Raw genomic sequence first — 18,831 nt, 5'->3', positions numbered from 1 at the left:
CGACCATGGGACGAGAGCAGTGGAAGAAGATCTGGGTCGGCTCCGCCGGCAACATGGTCGAGTGGTTCGACTGGTTCGTGTACGCGACCTTCGCGGTGTACTTCGCTGACGCGTTCTTCCCGAAAGGGAACGAAACCGCGAACCTGATGAACACCATGGGCATCTTCGCCGTCGGCTTCTTCATGCGGCCCGTCGGCGGCTGGCTGCTCGGCCGCATCGGCGACCGCCGGGGCCGCAAGGCCGCCCTGACCCTCACGGTCACCCTGATGTCGGCCTCCGCGATCCTGATCGCGATCGCGCCCACGTACCAGGTCGCGGGATACGGCGGCGTCGCGGTCCTGCTGGTCGCCAGGCTGCTCCAGGGGCTGTCGGTCGGCGGCGAGTACGCGGCCAGCGCGACCTACCTCACCGAGGCCTCGGCCCCCGCGAAGCGGGGATTCGCCTCCAGCTTCCAGTACGTCTCGATGACCGCCGGCCAACTCGTGGGCCTGGGCCTGCAGATCACACTGCAGCGCACCATGTCCGACGACGCACTGCACAGTTGGGGCTGGCGGATCCCGTTCATCGTGGGAGCGGTCGGCGCCGGCATCGTCTTCTATCTGCGACGCTCCATGCTGGAGACCGAGGTGTACGCGGAGTCCGGCGCCGCGGTGGACGAGGACCGCGGCACCCTCAAGGTGCTGTGGGTCCACCGGCGGGAGGCGTTCCTGGTGATGGCGCTGACCATGGGCGGCACCGTCGCGTACTACACGTACACCACCTACCTCACGAAGTTTCTCTCCTCCAGCGCCGGCATGGCCAAGCCGACCGCCTCGCTGGTGAGCTTCTGTGCGCTGTTCCTCTTCATGTGCCTGCAGCCGCTGGCCGGCATGCTCTCCGACCGGATCGGGCGGCGGCCGATGCTGATCACCTTCGCCGTGGGCTCGACGTTTCTGACCGTACCGATCATGACGATGCTCAAGCACGCGGGGACCTTCTGGCCGGCCTTCGGTCTGGCGATCCTCGCGCTGGTCATCGTCACCGGATACACGTCGATCAACGCCTGTGTGAAGGCCGAACTGTTCCCGACCGGGATCCGGGCGCTGGGGATCGCGCTGCCGTATGCCCTCGCCAACGCGCTCTTCGGGGGCACGGCGGAGTACGTGGCGCTGTGGTTCAAGAAGGCGGGGGTGGAGTCCGGGTTCTACTGGTACGTGGCGGGGTGCGCGGCGGTTTCGCTGGTGGTGTATCTCACGATGCGAGAGACGCGGGACATCGACCTGAACCGCGCGGAGCGGCTCCCGGGCGCCGCCCCCGCCCCGTCCCGCACCCCGGCGTAGCCGCGCCCCCGTGCGCGGCGCCATGGAGCGCATCGGACTGGCGCGCGTCCAAGCCGACGCCGGCAAAATCAAGCCCGTCCGGCGATTGAGGGCCGGGGCCCGGGGCGGGGCCCCGGCTCGGGCCCCCGCCTCCCGACCGCATCGTGAGACCCCCTCCACCCCCCGCTCCCCGTGTGGCAGACTGCCACCGTGTCCTCGTTCGCCATGATTATCGGCAGCAGGCGCGCCGGTCCGCAGTGACCGCTCCCGTACCACCATGTACGGCGCGGCCACCGTGCCCCAGACCCGCGCGCTAACCTCTCGCACCCGCGAGGGGTTTTTTCGTTTCCAGGCCCCACCTCGGCCAGGAGCGAGGTGCGCGCGAAGATGGGGGCAAGTGGAGCCAGACATTCCGGGATCCACCCATCCGACAGGAGCCAGATCAGCATGACCACAGACGACAAGGCCACGGACGACAGTTTCCATGTCTTCGACACAACGCTGCGCGACGGCGCTCAGCGCGAAGGCATCAACCTCACCGTCTCGGACAAGCTGACGATTGCCCGGCACCTGGACGACTTCGGCGTCGGGTTCATCGAGGGCGGCTGGCCGGGGGCGAACCCGCGGGACACCGAGTTCTTCGCCCGTGCCCAGCAGGAGATCGAATTCAAGCACGCGCAACTGGTCGCTTTCGGGGCCACCCGCCGGCCGAACACCCGCGCCGAGGACGATCCCCAGGTCAAGGCGCTGCTGGACTCCGGCGCCGCGGTGATCACCCTGGTGGCCAAGTCCCACGACCGCCATGTAGAGCTGGCGCTGCGTACCACCCTCGAGGAGAACCTCGCCATGGTGCGGGACTCGGTCTCGCACCTGGTGGGACAGGGCCGCCGGGTCTTCGTAGACTGCGAGCACTTCTTCGACGGTTACAAGGCGAACCCGGAGTATGCGAAGTCCGTGGTGCGGGCCGCTTCCGAGGCCGGCGCCGACGTGGTCATCCTCTGCGACACCAACGGCGGGATGCTCCCCGCCCAGATCCAGGCCGTGGTCGCCACCGTCCTCGCCGACACCGGTGCCCGGCTCGGTATGCACGCCCAGGACGACACCGGTTGCGCCGTGGCCAACACGCTGGCCGCGGTGGACGCGGGCGCGACCCATGTGCAGTGCACGGCGAACGGTTACGGAGAGCGCGTCGGCAATGCCAACCTCTTCCCGGTCGTGGCCGCCCTGCAGCTGAAGTACGGCAAGCAGGTCATCCCGGAGGGCGCACTGGCCGAGATGACCCGGATCTCGCACGCCATCGCCGAGGTCGTGAACCTCACGCCCTCCACGCACCAGCCGTATGTGGGGGTGTCCGCCTTCGCGCACAAGGCCGGTCTGCACGCCTCCGCGATCAAGGTCGACCCCGACCTCTACCAGCACATCGACCCCGAGCAGGTCGGCAACACCATGCGGATGCTGGTCTCCGACATGGCGGGCCGCGCGTCCATCGAGCTCAAGGGCAAGGAACTGGGCATCGACCTCGGCGGTGACCGCGAGCTGGTCGGCCGGGTCGTCGAGCGGGTGAAGGAGCGCGAACTCCAGGGCTACACCTACGAGGCCGCCGACGCGTCCTTCGAGTTGCTGCTCCGGGAAGAGGCCGAGGGCAGGGCCCGGCGCTACTTCCGTATCGAGTCCTGGCGCGCGATCGTCGAGGACCGCCCCGACGGTACGCACGCGAACGAGGCGACCGTGAAGCTGTGGGCGAAGAGCGAACGCATCGTGGCGACCGCGGAGGGCAACGGCCCGGTCAACGCGCTGGACCGGGCCCTGCGGGTCGGGCTGGAGCGGATCTATCCACAGCTCGCGAAGCTGCAGCTGACCGACTACAAGGTCCGCATCCTGGAGGGCAAGCACGGCACGGACTCCACCACCCGGGTGCTGATCACCACGAGTGACGGCCAGGGCGAGTGGTCGACGGTGGGAGTCGCGGAGAACGTGATCGCCGCCTCGTGGCAGTCGCTGGAGGACGCGTACACCTACGGTCTGCTGCGGGCGGGTGTCGAACCGGCGGAGTAGGCCGTGAGCCGGTGGATGGGGGTCGGCGGGGGGTGCCCGTCCCCCCGCCCCGTACGCCGGACCGGGTGACGTTGGCGGACGTCTTGCCCGCCGGCGAGCAAGTGGCGTGCTCGCCGCCCCGGTTGAGGGTGATCTGCCGCGCGGACGTGGCGCCGTTGGGTACGTGATGAGTGCCGTTGTGCACGTGATGAGTGCCTTCGAGCCGTCCGGTCGCGCCGAGCGCACCGTGACGTACCCGTCCCAGCACCGCAGCCGCCGCTGAGCGGCCGGCACCGGTGAGCCCCGCGATCGCTCGGCGATCGATGCGTGAGTGAACCGTGGTTACGTGCACGCGTCAAGGGTCTGGCTGTTCAAAACCTGAACGAATGGTGCCTCCTGCCTGCGCTGAAACCCGGTCCGGACCAATGTCGGTGTGAAGTATTGACGGCACTTCGGGCGTGGGCTTTACTCACGCCTCAACGCCGGTACCGGTTCCGGAACCGGTACCGGACGTTCGTCCCCAGACCACCGCCGACATCGTCGTGGAGGCCCGATGCGTGTCACCATCGCCGATGTCGCACGTGAGGCCGGCGTCAGCAAGACGACCGTTTCGCGGGTCATCAACACCAAGGGCGAGGTGGACGGTTCGACCGCCGCCCGGGTCCGGGAGGTGATCGCCCAGCTGGGTTACGTACCGAGCTCGGGGGCCGTCGGTCTGGCCCGCGGAAACAGCCGGACGGTGGGCATGCTGGTGCCCTCGCTCGCCTGGCCCTGGATGGCCGAGGTGCTCCAAGGGGTCGTCGACACGGTGGAGGCGGCCGGCTATGGGCTGTTGCTCTTCACGGTCAGCCGGGGCGCCGAGTCGGTGGAGCACTTCATCGGCCAGGTCTCGGCCCGTGCCTTCGACGGGCTCCTTGTCGTCGAACCCGAGAACACCCTGCACAGAATCACCGAACTGCACCGAAAGGGCCTGCCGGTCGTGTTGATCGACGACCGGGGGCACCACCCCGAATTCCCCTCCGTCGTGACCACCAACCGCGAGGGAGGAGCATCCGCCGCCCGCCATCTGCTGGCGGCTGGACGCACAAAGCCCCTGGTCATCACCGGCCCGCTGCACTTCGGGTGCACACGGGAACGCAGCGCCGGGTTCTGTGCCCTGCAGCCCGGAGCCATCGTCGCCACGGGCGACTTCACCGAACCGGCCGGCTACCGCGCGGTCGACGAACTCATCGCGTCCGGTACCGCCTTCGACTCGGTCTTCGCACACAACGACATCAGCGCGGCGGGGGCGCTGCGGGCGTTGCGTGCCGCGGGCCGGAGCGTTCCGGACGACGTGGCGGTCGTGGGATTCGACGACATCCCGATGGCCGAGCACACCGTGCCCCCGCTCACCACCGTCCGCCAGCCCACCCGGCGGATGGGCGAGACGGCGGCGCGGATGCTGCTCGGGCACCTCGGCGGGGTGCCCACACCGGCCGAACCGGTCGTGCTGCCCACCGAGTTGGTCGTCCGCAGCTCGGCGCCTTAAAGCATCGAAGCCTTCTCCTCGCACTCTCTCCTCTCGCCTCGTTCTTCACCTCCTCCCTTCGCAGTCCCTCGATGGAGTCGCCATGTCCGTAATCAGGCCGAACCGGAAAGTCCGGGCGCTCACCGCAGCGATCGCTGTGGTCGCGCTTGCCGCAGGCTGCTCAGACGCCAACAGCAAGAACAACTCGAAGGGCGGGGCGGGCGCCGCATCGGGGGTCCTCACCATCGGCATGCCGAACGGACCGCAGACCGACAACAGCAACCCGTTCCTGGGCACGTCGGCAGGCGCCTCGCTCGGCTACCGCTTCCAGATCTATGAGCCGCTGGTCATGACGAACGGGATACGGCCCAGCGAGAAGGGCAAGCCCTGGCTGGCCTCCGCCTGGAAGTGGGAGTCCAACTTCACCAAGGTCACCTTCACCATCGACGCCAGGGCCAAGTGGTCCGACGGCAAGCCGCTCACCGCCCAGGATGTGGCCTTCACCTTCAACCTGATCAAGAAGAACAAGGCACTGAACGGCAACGCGATCCCCTTTGACGGCATCCGGACCCAGGGCGACAAGGTCGTGCTGACCTTCAAGGAATCGCAGTTCGTCAACCAGAACAAGATCGTCAACACCTACATCGTCCCCCAGCACATCTGGTCCACGGTCAAGGACCCGGCGACCTTCGCCAACCGCAAGCCGATCGGTTCCGGCCCGTACGTCCTCAAGTCGTTCACCCCGCAGACCACGACGCTCACCGCGGCGCCCACGTACTGGAAGGGCAAGACGCAGGTCAAAGAGTTGCGCTACACGTCGTACAACGACAACAGCGCGCAGACCACGGCGCTGGCCGGTGGCAAGTCCGAGTGGTCCTTCGTCTTCATGCCGGACTACAAGAAGCTGTACGTCGCCAAGGATCCCGAGAACAACAAGCTGTGGTTCCCCTCCGGGCTCGGCATCCACGGACTGTGGTTCAACACCGCCCGCAAGCCGTTCGACAACCCGGCGCTGCGCAAGGCCATGGCGATGGTCATCGACCGTAAGGCGATCTACGTCCAGGCCGAGTCGACGCTCTACCCGGAGATCACCAACCCGACCGGTATACCGCTGCCCGCCGGCACGTCCTTCCTGGCTCCCGCCTACCAGGACGCCACCACGAAACCCGATCTGGCGGGGGCCAAGAAGCTTCTCTCCGACGCCGGGTTCAAGCTCAGCGGCGGTGTACTCAAGGATCCGAGCGGCAAGGCCGTCAAGCTGACGATGAGCGACCCGGCCGGCTGGAACGACTACATCACCGGTCTGTCGATCATCAAGGACAACGTCAAGCAGCTCGGAATCGACGCCACGGTCAAGACCCAGACCGCCGACGCCTGGACCGCCGACGTCTCCAACGGCAACTTCGACGCCGTACTGCACTGGACCAACAGCGGTCCGACCCCCTACGACATGTACCAGAACATCATGGACGGCGCCCTGCTCCAGCCCGTCGGCAAGTCCTCGCCGCTCGGCAACTTCGGCCGCTTCGACAGCCCGGAAGCGACGAAGGCGCTCAAGGAGTACGCCAACGCGACCACCGATGCGGCCCGCACCACGGCCATGAACACGCTGCAGAAGATCATGGTCGACAAGGCGCCGATGGTGCCCACCGCGGCCGCACCCATCGGGGCCGAGTACTCGACCAGGAACTGGGTGGGCTGGCCCACCGAATCCGACCCGTACGGCCCGCCGCAGCCCACCCAGCCGAACGCGCTGGACGTCGTGCTGCACCTCAAGCCCGCCAAGTAACACGGGGACCGGCCATGACCGAACAGACCGAAACACCGCCCCCGGCGAATGACGTCGCGCGTGACGTCGTGCTCGAGGCGCGCGGAGTCTCCAAGCACTTCCGGGTACGCCGCAACGGCGGCGATCTCCTCGCCCGCAGGCAGCGCGCCGTCCACGCCGTCGACGATGTCTCGCTGCAGCTCCGGCGCGGCACCGTCACGGCCCTGGTGGGGGAGTCGGGCTCCGGGAAGTCCACCGTCGCCAGGCTGCTCGCGCAGTTGTATCCGCTGACCGGGGGCGAGATACACCTGGAGGGCAAGGCGGTGAAGGCCGGAAGCGGTCGGTCCTTCCGCAGATACGTACGCCGGGTCCAGCTGATCTTCCAGGACCCCTTCGCCTCACTGAACCCGGTGCACACCGTGCGCTACCACCTCACCAGATCGCTGAAGATCCACGGCAGGGCGGGCCGTGGCGACGCGGAGCTCGAAGCCGGACTGACAACTCTGCTCGAACGCGTACAGCTCACGCCTCCCCAGCGGTTCCTGGACAAGTTCCCGCACGAGTTGTCGGGCGGTCAGCGCCAGCGCGTGGCCATCGCCCGCGCGCTGGGCGCCGATCCGCAGGTACTGCTCGCCGACGAACCGGTGTCGATGCTCGACGTGTCGATCCGCCTCGGGGTCCTCAACCTGCTCAAAGACCTCAAGGACCGGTTGCACCTCGCCATTCTCTACATCACCCACGACATCGCGTCGGCCCGCTACTTCGCGGACACCACCCTGGTGATGTACGCGGGCCGGATCGTCGAGGGCGGTGACAGCGAGACCGTCACCCAGCACCCCGCCCATCCCTACACCCAGCTGCTCATCGCATCGGCACCCGACCCCGACCGGGCCGTCGCGCCGGAGGAACAGCAGGAAACCGGTAGCGGCGAGCCTCCCTCGCTCATCGCACCGCCGGCCGGCTGCCGCTTCCATCCCCGCTGCCCCCGGGCGATGGCGCGCTGCCGCACCGAACTGCCGCCGCGCTTCGACCTCGACGACGGCCAGTGGGCGGCCTGCTGGCTGTACGCCGAGGCGGCCGTCACTGCCGAGGCGCCCGGCACTTCCGAGGGGCCCGGTACGAAGGAGGCGACGGCGCCGTGAAGTATCTGCTGCAACGGCTCGCCTTCTACACCGTCACCGCCTGGGCAGCGATCACCATCAACTTCTTCATCCCGCGGCTGATGCCCGGCGACCCCGTGCAGTCCCTGATCGCCCGCTTCCAGGGCCAGCTCGACACCAAGGCCATCGATTCGCTCCGGGCGCTCTTCGGTCTCGACAAGCACCAGACGCTCTGGCAGCAGTACACCAGCTACTGGTCGCATCTGCTCGACGGCGACCTCGGACTCTCCTTCACGTTCTTCCCGACACCGGTGAGCGACGTCATCGCACAGTCGCTGCCCTGGACCCTGGCCCTCGTCGGCGTCACCACGCTGATCAGCTTCGTGCTCGGGACCGGTATCGGCGTCTTCTCCGGCTGGCGGCGCGGCTCCTGGATGGACAGCCTGCTGCCCGTCACCACCTTCATCTCCGCCATACCGTACTTCTGGCTCGGCCTGATCGCCATCGCGTTGTTCGCGGTCAAGTGGCCGTGGTTCCCGGCGGCCGGCGGTTATGACTCCTCGCTGATCCCCGCCTTCGACTGGCCGTTCGTCTCCAGCGCGCTCTACCACGCGGCTCTGCCCGGACTCACCATCGTGCTCAGTGCGGTGGCCGGCTGGATCCTCGGCATGCGCAACATGATGGTGACGGTGTCCTCCGAGGACTACGTGATGGTCGCCCAGGCCAAGGGGCTCCCGGAGCGACGGGTGATGTTCAGCTATGCCGCCCGCAACGCGATCCTCCCCAACATCTCCGGCTTCGCCCTCTCGCTCGGTTTCATCGTCGGCGGCACGCTCCTGGTGGAGATGGTCTTCTCCTATCCGGGCATCGGCTTCCAGCTCTTCCAGGCCGTCGGCGCCAAGGACTATCCGCTCATGCAGGGCGTCTTCCTGATCATCACGCTCTCGGTTCTCGCGGCGAACCTGCTCGCCGACGTGATCTACATGGTCCTCGACCCCCGCACCCGAAGGGAGGCCTGAGGGACATGGCCGTCACCGCTGCCGAGGTCGCCGTGCTCGACGCGACCGATACCCCGGCGTCCAACAAGCGCAGGCTCCGCTTCCTGCGGGGCCGCAAGACCGTCGTCGGGCTGGCGATCCTGGCCTTCTTCGTGCTGCTCGCCATCGCGGGGCCGTGGCTCGCGCCGTACGACCCGGACAAGATGAGCAACGCGATCCTGCAATCACCTTCCGGCGCCCACTGGTTCGGCACCACCCAGACCGGCCAGGACGTGCTCTCACAGATCCTGGTCGGCACCCGCGGCGTGCTGGTGGTGGGGTTCATCGCCGGGATCTTCGCGACGGTGTTCTCGGTACTGATCGGGGTCAGTGCCGGCTTTCTCGGGGGAGTCGCCGACGAGCTCCTCTCGGCGCTCTCCAATGTCTTCCTGGTCATCCCCGGACTACCGCTGATCATCATCATCGCCAGCTTCGTCTCCGACGCCGGTGACCTGCTCATCGCCGGGGTCATCGCCCTGACCTCATGGGCCTGGGGAGCGCGGGTGCTGCGCGCCCAGACCCTGTCGCTGCGCCGCAGGGACTACGTCGAGGCGGCCCGCGCCACCGGGGAGTCCACCTGGCGGATCATCCTCTTCGAGGTCCTGCCGAACCTGACCGCCGTCATCGCCTCCGGCTTCGTCGGCACGGTCATCTTCGCCATCCTCTCCGAGATCACCCTCGCCTTCATCGGCGTCGCCGACATCTCGGACTGGAACTGGGGGACCGTCCTCTTCTGGGCCCAGTCCAGCCAGGCCCTGGCCCAGGGCGCCTGGTGGTGGTTCGTGCCCGCGGGACTGTGTATCGCGCTGCTCGGCATGTCGCTCGCGCTGATCAACTTCGGCATCGACGAGTTCGTCAACCCGCGCCTGCGTACGGAGACCGGCGCGACGAAGCACGTGCGGATGCGGGTCGGCTTCACGCCCGTCGTGCGCGGAACGCACGACGGGCGGTCGTCCGGCCCGGCCGCGCCCGGGCCCGAACCCGATCCCGTGGCTCCCGCGGTACGCGCCACGCACGACAAGGAGCCCAGCTCATGAGCGAGCCCGTCCTCACCATCAGCGACCTCCATGTCGACTACGGCACCGGCGACGACGCCGTGCACGCGCTGCGCGCCATCGACCTCACCCTGCACCGGGGTGAAGTACTCGGTCTGGCGGGCGAGTCGGGGTCGGGCAAGTCCACGCTGGCCTATGCGGTGACCCGGCTGCTCTCACCGCCGGGCGTCATCACCGGGGGCGACGTCCACTACCACCGGCGCGACGGCGAGAAGGTCGACATCCTGTCGCTCTCCGCGCCCGAACTGCGGGCCTTCCGATGGGCCGAGCTGTCGATCGTCTTCCAGGGCGCGATGAACTCGCTCAATCCGGTGCACACGGTCCGCAGTCAGCTCACGGACGTACTCAAGGCCCACCGCCCCGAGATGAAACGGGCCGAACGCACCGACCGCGCCAAGGAGTTGCTCGCCCTGGTCGGAATTTCGGCGGACCGGCTCGGCGCCTATCCGCACCAGCTCTCCGGCGGCATGCGACAGCGGGTGATGATCGCGATGGCGCTGGCCCTGGAGCCGGAGATCGTGATCATGGACGAGCCGACGACGGCGCTCGATGTCGTCATGCAGCGCCAGATCCTGCGCCAACTGGTCAAGCTGCGCGAACAACTGGGCTTCTCCGTCGTCTTCATCACCCACGACATATCGCTGCTGATCGAGTTCTCCGACCGCATCGCGATCATGTACGGCGGCCGCATCGTCGAGGAGGCCGGCGCGGCCGACATCTACCGGGACGCACGTCATCCGTACAGCGACGGCCTGCTGCACTCGTTCCCCGCTCTGCACGGTCCGCGCCGGGAACTCGCCGGAATCCCCGGATCGCCGCCGCACCTGGCGGCGATGCCGGCCGGATGCGCGTTCCACCCCCGCTGCCCCCGGGCGTTCGATCCCTGTGCGAGCCGGGTACCGATGCTCACGCGGCCGGCCGGCGAGACGGCTGAGCCCCGCACGGTGGCGTGCTGGCTGCATCACGCAGCGCCGACGGGGGTGAGGTGACCGCGGCCCGGTTTCTGCCGGATCGGCCCCTGCCCGCCCATGGGCAGTCGTTGCTCTCCGGGCTCCGGCCCGATTCGTTGCCGGGCCCGTGCCCGGCACCCCTCTCAGGAGACTCATGAAGCTCATCACCCCCCAGGCCTACGCCCGCTCGATCACCCCTGGAGCGGTCACCGGTCTGCCCGCCGATTTCCGCTGGGGTGTCGCCACGGCCGCCTACCAGATCGAGGGCGCGGCCGCCGAGGACGGACGGACCGCTTCGATCTGGGACACCTACTGCCGGGTGCCCGGCGCGGTGGTGCGCGGTGAGAACGGTGACGTCGCCTGCGATCACTACCACCGGATGCCCGAGGACGTGCAGCTCATCGCCGACCTCGGGGTCGACACCTACCGGTTCTCGCTCGCCTGGCCACGCATCCAGCCCGGCGGTCGCGGGCCCGTGAACCAGCGAGGCCTCGACTTCTACAAGCGGCTGATCGACGAGCTGGACGCCAAGGGCGTCACCCCGTGGATCACCCTCTACCACTGGGACCTCCCGCAGGAGTTGGAGGACGCCGGGGGCTGGCCGGCCCGCGACACCGCGTACCGCTTCGCCGAGTACGCCCAACTCGCCTACGACGCGCTGGGCGACCGCGTCACCCACTGGACCACGCTGAACGAGCCGTGGTGCTCCGCCATGCTCGGGTACGCCTACGGTGTCCAGGCCCCCGGCCGCAAGGACTTCGGCCAGGCGCTGGATGCCGTACACCACCTGCTGCTCGGCCACGGACTCGCCGCGCGGTACCTGCGGGGCGCCGCGGGAGACCGCCCTCTCGAACTCGGCATCACCCTCAACCTCGGCACCGCCACCCCCGAGACCGACAGCGAGGCCGACCTCGGGGCGTGCCGGCGGGCCGACGGGCTCGGCAGACGGCTCTATCTGGACCCCATCGTGTACGGCCGTTACCCCGAGGACGTGCTCGACGACCTGGCCGCCGCGGGCGTCCAACTGCCGGTCCAGGACGGCGACCTGGAGGCGATCTCCACGCCGCTGGACGTTCTCGGCGTCAACTTCTACCGGGGAACCCTCTTCTCCGGCGCCGACGAGAGCGGCTCACCGGTGGACGCCCAGGGGCGGCCCGTCACCCGGGCGGTGGAGCGCGACCTGCCGCGTACCGACATGGGCTGGGAGATCATCCCGTCCGAGCTCACCGAAGTCCTGCTGCGTCTGGAGGACGACTACCACCTGCCGACCGTGATCACCGAGAACGGCGCGGCCTTCGCGGACACCGTCGCCGAGGACGGCGCCGTGCACGACGCGGACCGCACCACCTATCTCGCCGACCACATCGACGCGGTGGCTGCCGCACGCGCCCAGGGAGCCGATGTGCGCGGCTACTTCGCCTGGTCGCTGATGGACAACTTCGAGTGGTCCTACGGCTACGACAAGCGCTTCGGCATCGTCCGCGTCGACTACGCCACCCAGCAGCGCACCCTCAAGGACAGCGCCAAGTGGTACCGCGACACCATCCGCCTCACCAGGAACGGCGCGACCCAGTAGCTCTCCCCAGCAAGACTTCCGCACGTTTTCCCTGCGACCAAGGAGCCGTAAGTGCCTCGTGCCCGGACACGTACAGGAGTGAGACCCAGAACCGCGGCGCTCGCCGCAGCCGCCGTACTCGCCGCGCTGCTGCCGCTCGCCGGAGCGGGGGCGAGTGCCGCAGCCGACGACCCGCCGCCCGTCCCGGTCGACCGTTTCGAGGGTGAAGTGCCCTTCGCCGGCCAGCCGGCCGACGGCATCTTCACCTGGGGTGGTGACAGCGACGACAGCCCCACCCTGGCCCTGACGGACCGCAGCGACGCCCCCGAGGGCGCCAAGGTCCTCGAAGGCTCCTACGACATCAGCGGATACGGCGGCTTCTCGCACGACTTCGCGGCCGCCGAACCCGCCCACGACTGGTCGGCCAGCAAGGGCATCCGCTTCTGGTGGTACGGCCAGAACACCGCGCCGCTGCCGCCCGGCTCCGGCAAGAAGATCTCCTTCGAGATCAAGGACGGCGGCGCCAACGGCGAGGCGTCCGAACTGTGGACCACATCCTTCACCGACGACTGGGAAGGCTGGCACCAGGTCGAGATCCCCTTCGCGGACTTCACCTACCGCACCGACTACCAGCCGGTCGGCGGCATCGACCAGGTGCTCGGCCTCAACGCGATGTGGGGCTACGCACTCACTCTGCCCACCGGCGTCAAGGGCCGGTTCGCGATGGACGACGTCGAGCTGTACGGCAAGGCCGACCCGGCGCTCTCGGCGAAGGTGACCACCGACGCGGCGGTCTACCCGGTCAAGGAGGGCGGCAGCGCCGCCGTGAAGATCGGGCTGGCCACCACGGCGTCCGCACCGATCACCGAGCCCGTCACCGTCGACTACACCACCGAGGGCGGCACCGCCGAATCCGGCAGGGACTACACACCGGTCTCCGGCACGGTGACCTTCCCCGCCGGTACGCCGTCGGGCGCATCGCAGACCGTCACGGTCGCCACCACGAAGGACAAGGCCGCCGAGCCGGCCGAGACGATCCCGGTCAAGCTCACCGTCACGGGAGCCAAGGCCCCCACGGAGACCCCGCAGGTCGTCATCGACGCCCACGGGCTCCCGTACCTCGATGCCAGGCTGCCGGTGAAGAAGCGCGTCGCAGACCTGCTCTCCCGGATGTCACCCGAGGAGAAGGCCGGTCAGATGACCCAGGCCGAGCGCAACGCGCTCTCCTCGCAGGGTGATATCGCGTCCTACGGACTCGGCTCGCTGCTCTCCGGCGGCGGCTCGGTGCCCACCCCCAACACCCCCGCGGCCTGGGCCAAGATGGTCGACGGCTACCAGTTGCGTGCCCAGGCGACCCGCTTCCAGATTCCGCTGATCTACGGGGTGGACGCGGTGCACGGCCACAACAACGTGGTCGGTTCGACGATCTTCCCGCACAACATCGGCATCGGCGCGACCCGCGACCCCTCGGTCGCCGAGAAGGAGGGCGCGGTCACCGCGTCCGAGGTCCGGGCCACCGGCATCCCCTGGGACTTCGCGCCCTGCCTGTGCGTCTCGCGCGACGAGCGCTGGGGCCGTACCTACGAGTCCTTCGGCGAGGACCCGGCCCTGGTCTCCTCCATGGAGACGGTGATCCAGGGCATGCAGGGCGACGCCTCCGGCAAGGACCTGGACCGCAACGACAAGGTGCTGGCCACCGCCAAGCACTTCGTGGGTGACGGCGGCACCGAGTACGGCTCGTCCACCACCGGTTCGTACACCATCGACCAGGGCGTCACCAAGGTCACCCGGCAGGAGCTGGAAGCCGTCCACCTGGCGCCCTTCGGTGAAGCGGTCAAGCGCGGTATCGGCACCGTGATGCCGTCCTACTCCTCGCTCGACATCATCGGCGACGGCGAGCCCGCGGTGAAGATGCACGCCGACGCGGCGATGATCAACGGCGTCCTCAAGCAGAAGATGGGCTTCAAGGGCTTCGTGATCAGCGACTACGCGGCGATCGACCAGATCCCCGGTGACTACGCGAGCGACGTCCGTACGTCGATCAACGCCGGGCTCGACATGATCATGGTCCCGACCAACTACAAGAACTTCACCTCGACCCTGGAGGGCGAAGTAGCCGCGGGCAACATCCCGCAGTCCCGCATCGACGACGCGGTCTCCCGCATCCTGACCCAGAAGTTCCAGCTCGGCCTCTTCGAGAAGCCGTACGCGGACACCTCGAACGCCGACAGGATCGGCTCGCCGGAGCACCGCGCGGCCGCCCGCGACGCGGCCGCCAAGTCCCAGGTCCTGCTGAAGAACGCGGGCGGCGTGCTGCCGCTCAAGTCCTCGCAGAAGGTGTACGTGGCGGGTTCCAACGCCGACGACATCGGCAACCAGGCGGGCGGCTGGACCGTCTCCTGGCAGGGCTCCTCCGGCAACATCACCACCGGCACGACCATCCTGGACGGCATGAAGAAGGACGCCTCATCGGTGACCTACTCCAAGGACGCCTCGGCCTCCACGGACGGTTACGACGTGGGCGTCGTGGTCGTCGGCGAGACCCCGTACGCGGAGGGCGTCGGTGACGTCGGCAACGGCAACGACCTGGAACTCACGCCGGCCGACAAGGCGGCGGTGGACAAGGTCTGCGCCGCGATGAAGTGCGCGGTGCTGATCGTCTCGGGCCGCCCGCAGCTCATCGGGGACCAGCTCGGTGACATCGACGCGCTGGTCGCCTCCTGGCTGCCCGGCACGGAGGGCGACGGCGTCGCCGACGTGCTGTACGGGAAGCAGCCGTTCACCGGCCAGCTCCCGCTGACCTGGCCCAAGTCGGCGTCGCAGCTGCCGATCAACGTCGGCGACGCGACGTACGACCCGCAGTTCCCGTACGGCTGGGGCCTCACCACACTGAAGCCGGTCCCGCACGGCGGCCGGGCCGCGCTGACCGTGCTGTCGCTGGCCGCACACCTGGTGAAGGCCGACTCGCCCGCCGGCCGGGCCGTGGCAACGGCGGCCCGCCGGATCGTCCAGCAGAAGATCGGCGACCACATCACCGCGGCCTCGTCCAAGCCGTTCGCCGAAGCGGACCATCTGCTGCTGACCGGTGACCTGAAGGGAGCGATCGCCAAGCTGACAGCGGCCTACCGGGCGGCCTGACCCGCGTTCCCGGACAGCATGGGGCGGCACTCCCTCGGGAGTGCCGCCCCACCCTCATGTGCCGGGTGTCAGGTGTCAGGCGGACCTGATCGCCGAGATGTCGAAGGTCAGCCTGACCTTGTCGCTGACCATGACGCCACCGGTCTCCAGTGCGGCGTTCCAGGTCAGACCCCAGTCGGAGCGCAGGATCTCGGCACTGCCCTCGAAGCCGACGCGCTGGTTGCCGTACACGTCGGTGGCCGCGCCGTTGAACTCGAGGTCGATGGCGAGTGGCTTGGTGACGTCCTTGATGGACAGGTCACCCGTCATCCGGTATTTGTCGCCGCCCAGGTACTCGGCGTGCGTGGAGCGGAAAGTCATGTGCGGGAACTGCTCGGCGTCGAAGAAGTCGCCGCTGCGCAGATGGCCGTCGCGGTCAGCCATACCGGTGTCGATGCTTTCGATCTTTACGTCAATGGCCGCGGTGGAGTTGGCCGGGTCGGCGCCGTCGAGGTGCAGTCGGCCCTCGTGCTCGGCGAAGGAGCCGCGGACATTGGTGACCATGGCGTGCCGGACGACGAAACCGATGCTGCTGTGCGCCGCGTCGATCGTGTAGTCACCGGACAGGGCGGCCAGTGCGGGGTCCACCTCGGGAGTGGTGGCAGTGGCCTCGGCGGTCGGGTTGTTGCGGTTGAACAGAGCCATGGCTCCTCCGTGAGTTGTCGGGCGGCCCGGGTGGTGACCGGCAATGTTGTTTAGCCTTCAACGACAACCATAGACCCATCTCGTTCAAAGTTCAACAACTTCGGGACTCGACTGAGGGCAAGCGCAGGGCAAGCGCTTTCTGATTGCTGTGTCCGGACCATTGCTCAGTCCCGGGTACCGCTGCTAGACCGGCCATAGCCGATCACCGCCCCTCCGCCCACAGGAGTCCGCTGTGCCCCTGCTGCCCCGTTGGTCCAGCCACTGGTCCCGCCGCACCTTCCTCACCACGGCGGGGGCGGGCATCCTCACCCTCGGCGCCGTGTCGCAGGCCGCAGCCGCCCCGGGGTCACCGGCGGCTGCGAGCGACGACGAGTACGCGGCGCTGCGGGCCCGGTGGCTGGACCTCTCGCTCGGTACGGGCTACGACGCGGCCACCGAGCCGTATGCGACACGGCTCAGGGCGACCGGTGAACTCGCCACCGCTTTCCGGGACTCCATGACCCCGACGGCCAACTCGCTGTGGGCGGACTACCCGTTCGATCCGCCGTCCGGTATCACCCAGAGCTACAGCCGGCTGTGGACGATGACCCAGGCCTATCTGCAGAACGGCACCGGCCTCACCGGCGACCCGGCGCTCCTCGCCGACGTCATCGCCGGGATGGACCACCTCTCCGCGACGATCTACCGCCCCACGACCAAGCCGTACGGGAACTGGTGGGAATGGCAGATCGGCAGCCCCCGGCTGCTGATGGACCTGGTCGCCGCGGTGTACGACCGGCTCAGCGACCCGCAGATCCAGCAGGCCTGCGCGGCCGTCGACCACTTCATCCCCGACTCGGTCCTCGCCGACTACTCGGGGACGTCGACCGGCGCCAACCGCGTCGACCTCTGCCGCTCGGTCGCGATGCGGGGCGTCAACGGGCGCGCACCGGAGAAGATCGCCCTGGCCCGCGACGCGCTGTCCCCCGTCTTCCCGTACGTGGTCACGGGGGACGGGCTCTACACCGACGGCTCCTTCATCCAGCACACGTCGATCGCCTACTCGGGTACGTACGGACAGGTCATGCTCGACGGTCTGGGCAGACTCTTCACCCTGCTCGCCGGTTCCAGCTGGGCGGTCACCGATCCGAACCGGCAGATCATCCTCGACAGCGTCGAGCACGCCTATGCACCGATGATCTACAACGGCCTGGCGATGGACAGCGTCAACGGCCGGGCGATCAGCCGGGGTTACCTCAAGAGCGACGACCAGCACGTGATGCGCAGCGACCACTTCCACGGGAAGGCGCTGATCGCCGCCATGGCCGTCATCGCAGGCGGGGCGTCCGACGCCGAGCGGCTGCGCTGGCAGGGCATGATCAAGGGCTGGATCGAGCGGGACAAGGTGACTCCGATTCTCACCTCGCCCCAGTTCGGCGTCGCGGACCTGTCCCGGCTCCAGGCGGTCGCCGACACCGCGGTGGCGCCGACTCCCGAGCCGGTCGGGCACCGACTCTTCGCGTCCATGGACCGGGCGGTGCACCGGCGTCCGGGCTGGGCCGCCAACATCTCCATGTGCTCGGAGCGGATCTCGTACTACGAGTGCGGCAACGGCGAGAACCCGCACGGCTGGCACACCGGGGCCGGAATGCTCTACTGGTGGCCCGAGGATCAGGCCAACGACCAGTACACGGACTGGTTCTGGCCCACCGTCGACCCCTACCGGCTGCCCGGAACGACCGTGTCCACCAAGCGACTCGCCGACCGGGCGGGCGGTGAGTGGGGCGCCGCCAAACCCGCCGTGCGGTGGGTGGGCGGGGCGAGCGACGGAGAGTTCGCGGCCGTCGGCCAGCATGTGAAGGGGCTGAGCTCGACCCTCCAGGCCCGTAAGTCCTGGTTCTGCGCGGCAGACGCCGTGATCTGTCTCGGCGCGGGCATCACGGCAACCGACGGTGTCCCGGTCGAGACGGTCGTCGACAACCGCAACCTCGGTGCCGGGGGGACCGGCGCGCTCACCGTCGACGAACGCCACAGACCGCGCTGGGCGCACCTGGAGGGGCACGGCGGCTGGGTCTTCCCCGGCTCCACCGATGCTCTGCGCACGCTGCGCGACACGCGCACCGGGGCATGGAGCGACATCAACACCACCAGTTCCACCGAACGGCAGACCCGGACCTACCAGACTCTCTGGCTCGACCACGGCATGGATCCGACGGACGCGGCATACGTGTACCTGCTGATGCCCGGCGCCGCACGGCGTAGGGTGGCCGCCCGAGCAGCCGACCGCGGCTGGTTGGAGATCCTCGCCAACACCGCGGAGCAGCAGTCCGTCGCCATCCACTCACTGGGGCTGACCGCGGCGAACTTCTGGCAGGCCGGTACGGTGGGCCCGCTCACCGCCACCGCCCCGGCGAGCGTGCTGCTCAGGCGCAGCGGGCGCACGGCCACCCTGCACATCAGCGAGCCGCCCCGCACCGGCCGACCGCTGGAGATCAGTTGGAACCATCCGGTGCGCCGGGTCAGCAGCGCCGACCCGTCCGTACAGGTGCTGTCCACCGGACGCTCGCTGCGGCTGCGGATCACCCCGGGGACGGCAGGCGGCACCCATGGCTGTGAGGTATCCCTCAGCTGACCCGTTGTGGAAACTCCACAACGGACACCCGTCCTGGGCTGGTACTTAGGCTGAACAGTAGGGGTCTTCTGTCCATGGCTACCAGGAAACTGGT

The 18,831-nt window shown here is 68.7% G+C and carries 12 protein-coding genes; 11 read left to right on the top strand and 1 reads right to left on the bottom strand.

What is annotated here, in order from left to right; genetic code table 11:
- The first annotated feature begins 5 nt into the window (after positions 1–5).
- The 10 genes from AB0M87_RS00835 (at position 6) to AB0M87_RS00790 (ending at position 15,442) form a co-directional block, all read left to right on the top strand.
- Positions 6–1,319 (top strand): MFS transporter, encoded by a 1,314-nt coding sequence (locus AB0M87_RS00835; protein WP_365849023.1) that lies wholly within the window; start codon positions 6–8, stop codon positions 1,317–1,319.
- Between the two features lie 426 nt (positions 1,320–1,745).
- On the top strand, positions 1,746–3,353 hold the full coding sequence (gene cimA, locus AB0M87_RS00830; protein ID WP_365849022.1) for a citramalate synthase: 1,608 nt from the start codon (positions 1,746–1,748) through the stop codon (positions 3,351–3,353).
- Positions 3,354–3,885: 532 nt separating this feature from the next.
- Complete coding sequence (locus tag AB0M87_RS00825; RefSeq protein ID WP_365849020.1) at positions 3,886–4,860, top strand: LacI family DNA-binding transcriptional regulator; 975 nt, start codon at positions 3,886–3,888, stop codon at positions 4,858–4,860.
- Positions 4,861–4,942: 82 nt separating this feature from the next.
- Positions 4,943–6,628, top strand: a complete 1,686-nt coding sequence (locus tag AB0M87_RS00820) for an ABC transporter substrate-binding protein (RefSeq protein ID WP_365849018.1) — start codon at positions 4,943–4,945, stop codon at positions 6,626–6,628.
- A gap of 14 nt (positions 6,629–6,642) precedes the next feature.
- Positions 6,643–7,749, top strand: a complete 1,107-nt coding sequence (locus AB0M87_RS00815; RefSeq protein ID WP_365849016.1) for an ABC transporter ATP-binding protein — start codon at positions 6,643–6,645, stop codon at positions 7,747–7,749.
- Positions 7,746–8,726 (top strand): ABC transporter permease, encoded by a 981-nt coding sequence (locus tag AB0M87_RS00810; RefSeq protein WP_365849015.1) that lies wholly within the window; start codon positions 7,746–7,748, stop codon positions 8,724–8,726. Before AB0M87_RS00815 ends, AB0M87_RS00810 begins: the two co-directional genes overlap by 4 nt.
- A 5-nt stretch (positions 8,727–8,731) precedes the next feature.
- On the top strand, positions 8,732–9,781 hold the full coding sequence (locus tag AB0M87_RS00805; RefSeq protein ID WP_365849013.1) for an ABC transporter permease: 1,050 nt from the start codon (positions 8,732–8,734) through the stop codon (positions 9,779–9,781).
- Positions 9,778–10,788, top strand: coding sequence for an ABC transporter ATP-binding protein (locus AB0M87_RS00800; RefSeq protein WP_365849012.1), 1,011 nt, complete (start codon positions 9,778–9,780; stop codon positions 10,786–10,788). The genes AB0M87_RS00805 and AB0M87_RS00800 overlap by 4 nt, the downstream gene beginning before the upstream one ends.
- A gap of 115 nt (positions 10,789–10,903) precedes the next feature.
- Positions 10,904–12,325, top strand: a complete 1,422-nt coding sequence (locus AB0M87_RS00795) for a GH1 family beta-glucosidase (protein WP_365849010.1) — start codon at positions 10,904–10,906, stop codon at positions 12,323–12,325.
- A gap of 51 nt (positions 12,326–12,376) precedes the next feature.
- Positions 12,377–15,442 carry a glycoside hydrolase family 3 N-terminal domain-containing protein gene (locus AB0M87_RS00790; protein WP_365849008.1) on the top strand — a complete coding sequence of 1,022 codons (3,066 nt, stop codon included), beginning with the start codon at positions 12,377–12,379 and terminating at the stop codon, positions 15,440–15,442.
- Positions 15,443–15,517: 75 nt separating this feature from the next.
- Here AB0M87_RS00790 and AB0M87_RS00785 read toward each other — a convergent pair whose 3' ends face one another.
- Positions 15,518–16,126, bottom strand: coding sequence for a YceI family protein (locus AB0M87_RS00785; protein ID WP_365849006.1), 609 nt, complete (start codon positions 16,124–16,126; stop codon positions 15,518–15,520).
- Positions 16,127–16,445: 319 nt separating this feature from the next.
- Between AB0M87_RS00785 and AB0M87_RS00780 the strand changes: the two genes are divergently transcribed.
- On the top strand, positions 16,446–18,737 hold the full coding sequence (locus AB0M87_RS00780; protein WP_365849842.1) for a polysaccharide lyase 8 family protein: 2,292 nt from the start codon (positions 16,446–16,448) through the stop codon (positions 18,735–18,737).
- Positions 18,738–18,831 lie beyond the last annotated feature (94 nt).

The sequence above is a fragment of the Streptomyces sp. NPDC051320 genome, assembly GCF_040682175.1.
In the GTDB taxonomy this organism is placed as follows: Bacteria; Actinomycetota; Actinomycetes; order Streptomycetales; family Streptomycetaceae; genus Streptomyces.
Note: the sequence above shows the minus strand (reverse complement) of the source record. Positions and strands in the feature narration are given on the sequence as shown.

Bases quoted from the DNA above. Each gene is read 5' to 3' on its own strand.
- AB0M87_RS00815 (WP_365849016.1), top strand. From the start codon at position 6,643: ATGACCGAACAGACCGAAACACCGCCCCCGGCGAATGACGTCGCGCGT.
- AB0M87_RS00800 (WP_365849012.1), top strand. From the start codon at position 9,778: ATGAGCGAGCCCGTCCTCACCATCAGCGACCTCCATGTCGACTACGGC.
- AB0M87_RS00825 (WP_365849020.1), top strand. From the start codon at position 3,886: ATGCGTGTCACCATCGCCGATGTCGCACGTGAGGCCGGCGTCAGCAAG.
- AB0M87_RS00805 (WP_365849013.1), top strand. From the start codon at position 8,732: ATGGCCGTCACCGCTGCCGAGGTCGCCGTGCTCGACGCGACCGATACC.
- cimA (WP_365849022.1), top strand. From the start codon at position 1,746: ATGACCACAGACGACAAGGCCACGGACGACAGTTTCCATGTCTTCGAC.
- AB0M87_RS00785 (WP_365849006.1), bottom strand. From the start codon at position 16,126: ATGGCTCTGTTCAACCGCAACAACCCGACCGCCGAGGCCACTGCCACC.
- AB0M87_RS00820 (WP_365849018.1), top strand. From the start codon at position 4,943: ATGTCCGTAATCAGGCCGAACCGGAAAGTCCGGGCGCTCACCGCAGCG.
- AB0M87_RS00795 (WP_365849010.1), top strand. From the start codon at position 10,904: ATGAAGCTCATCACCCCCCAGGCCTACGCCCGCTCGATCACCCCTGGA.
- AB0M87_RS00835 (WP_365849023.1), top strand. From the start codon at position 6: ATGGGACGAGAGCAGTGGAAGAAGATCTGGGTCGGCTCCGCCGGCAAC.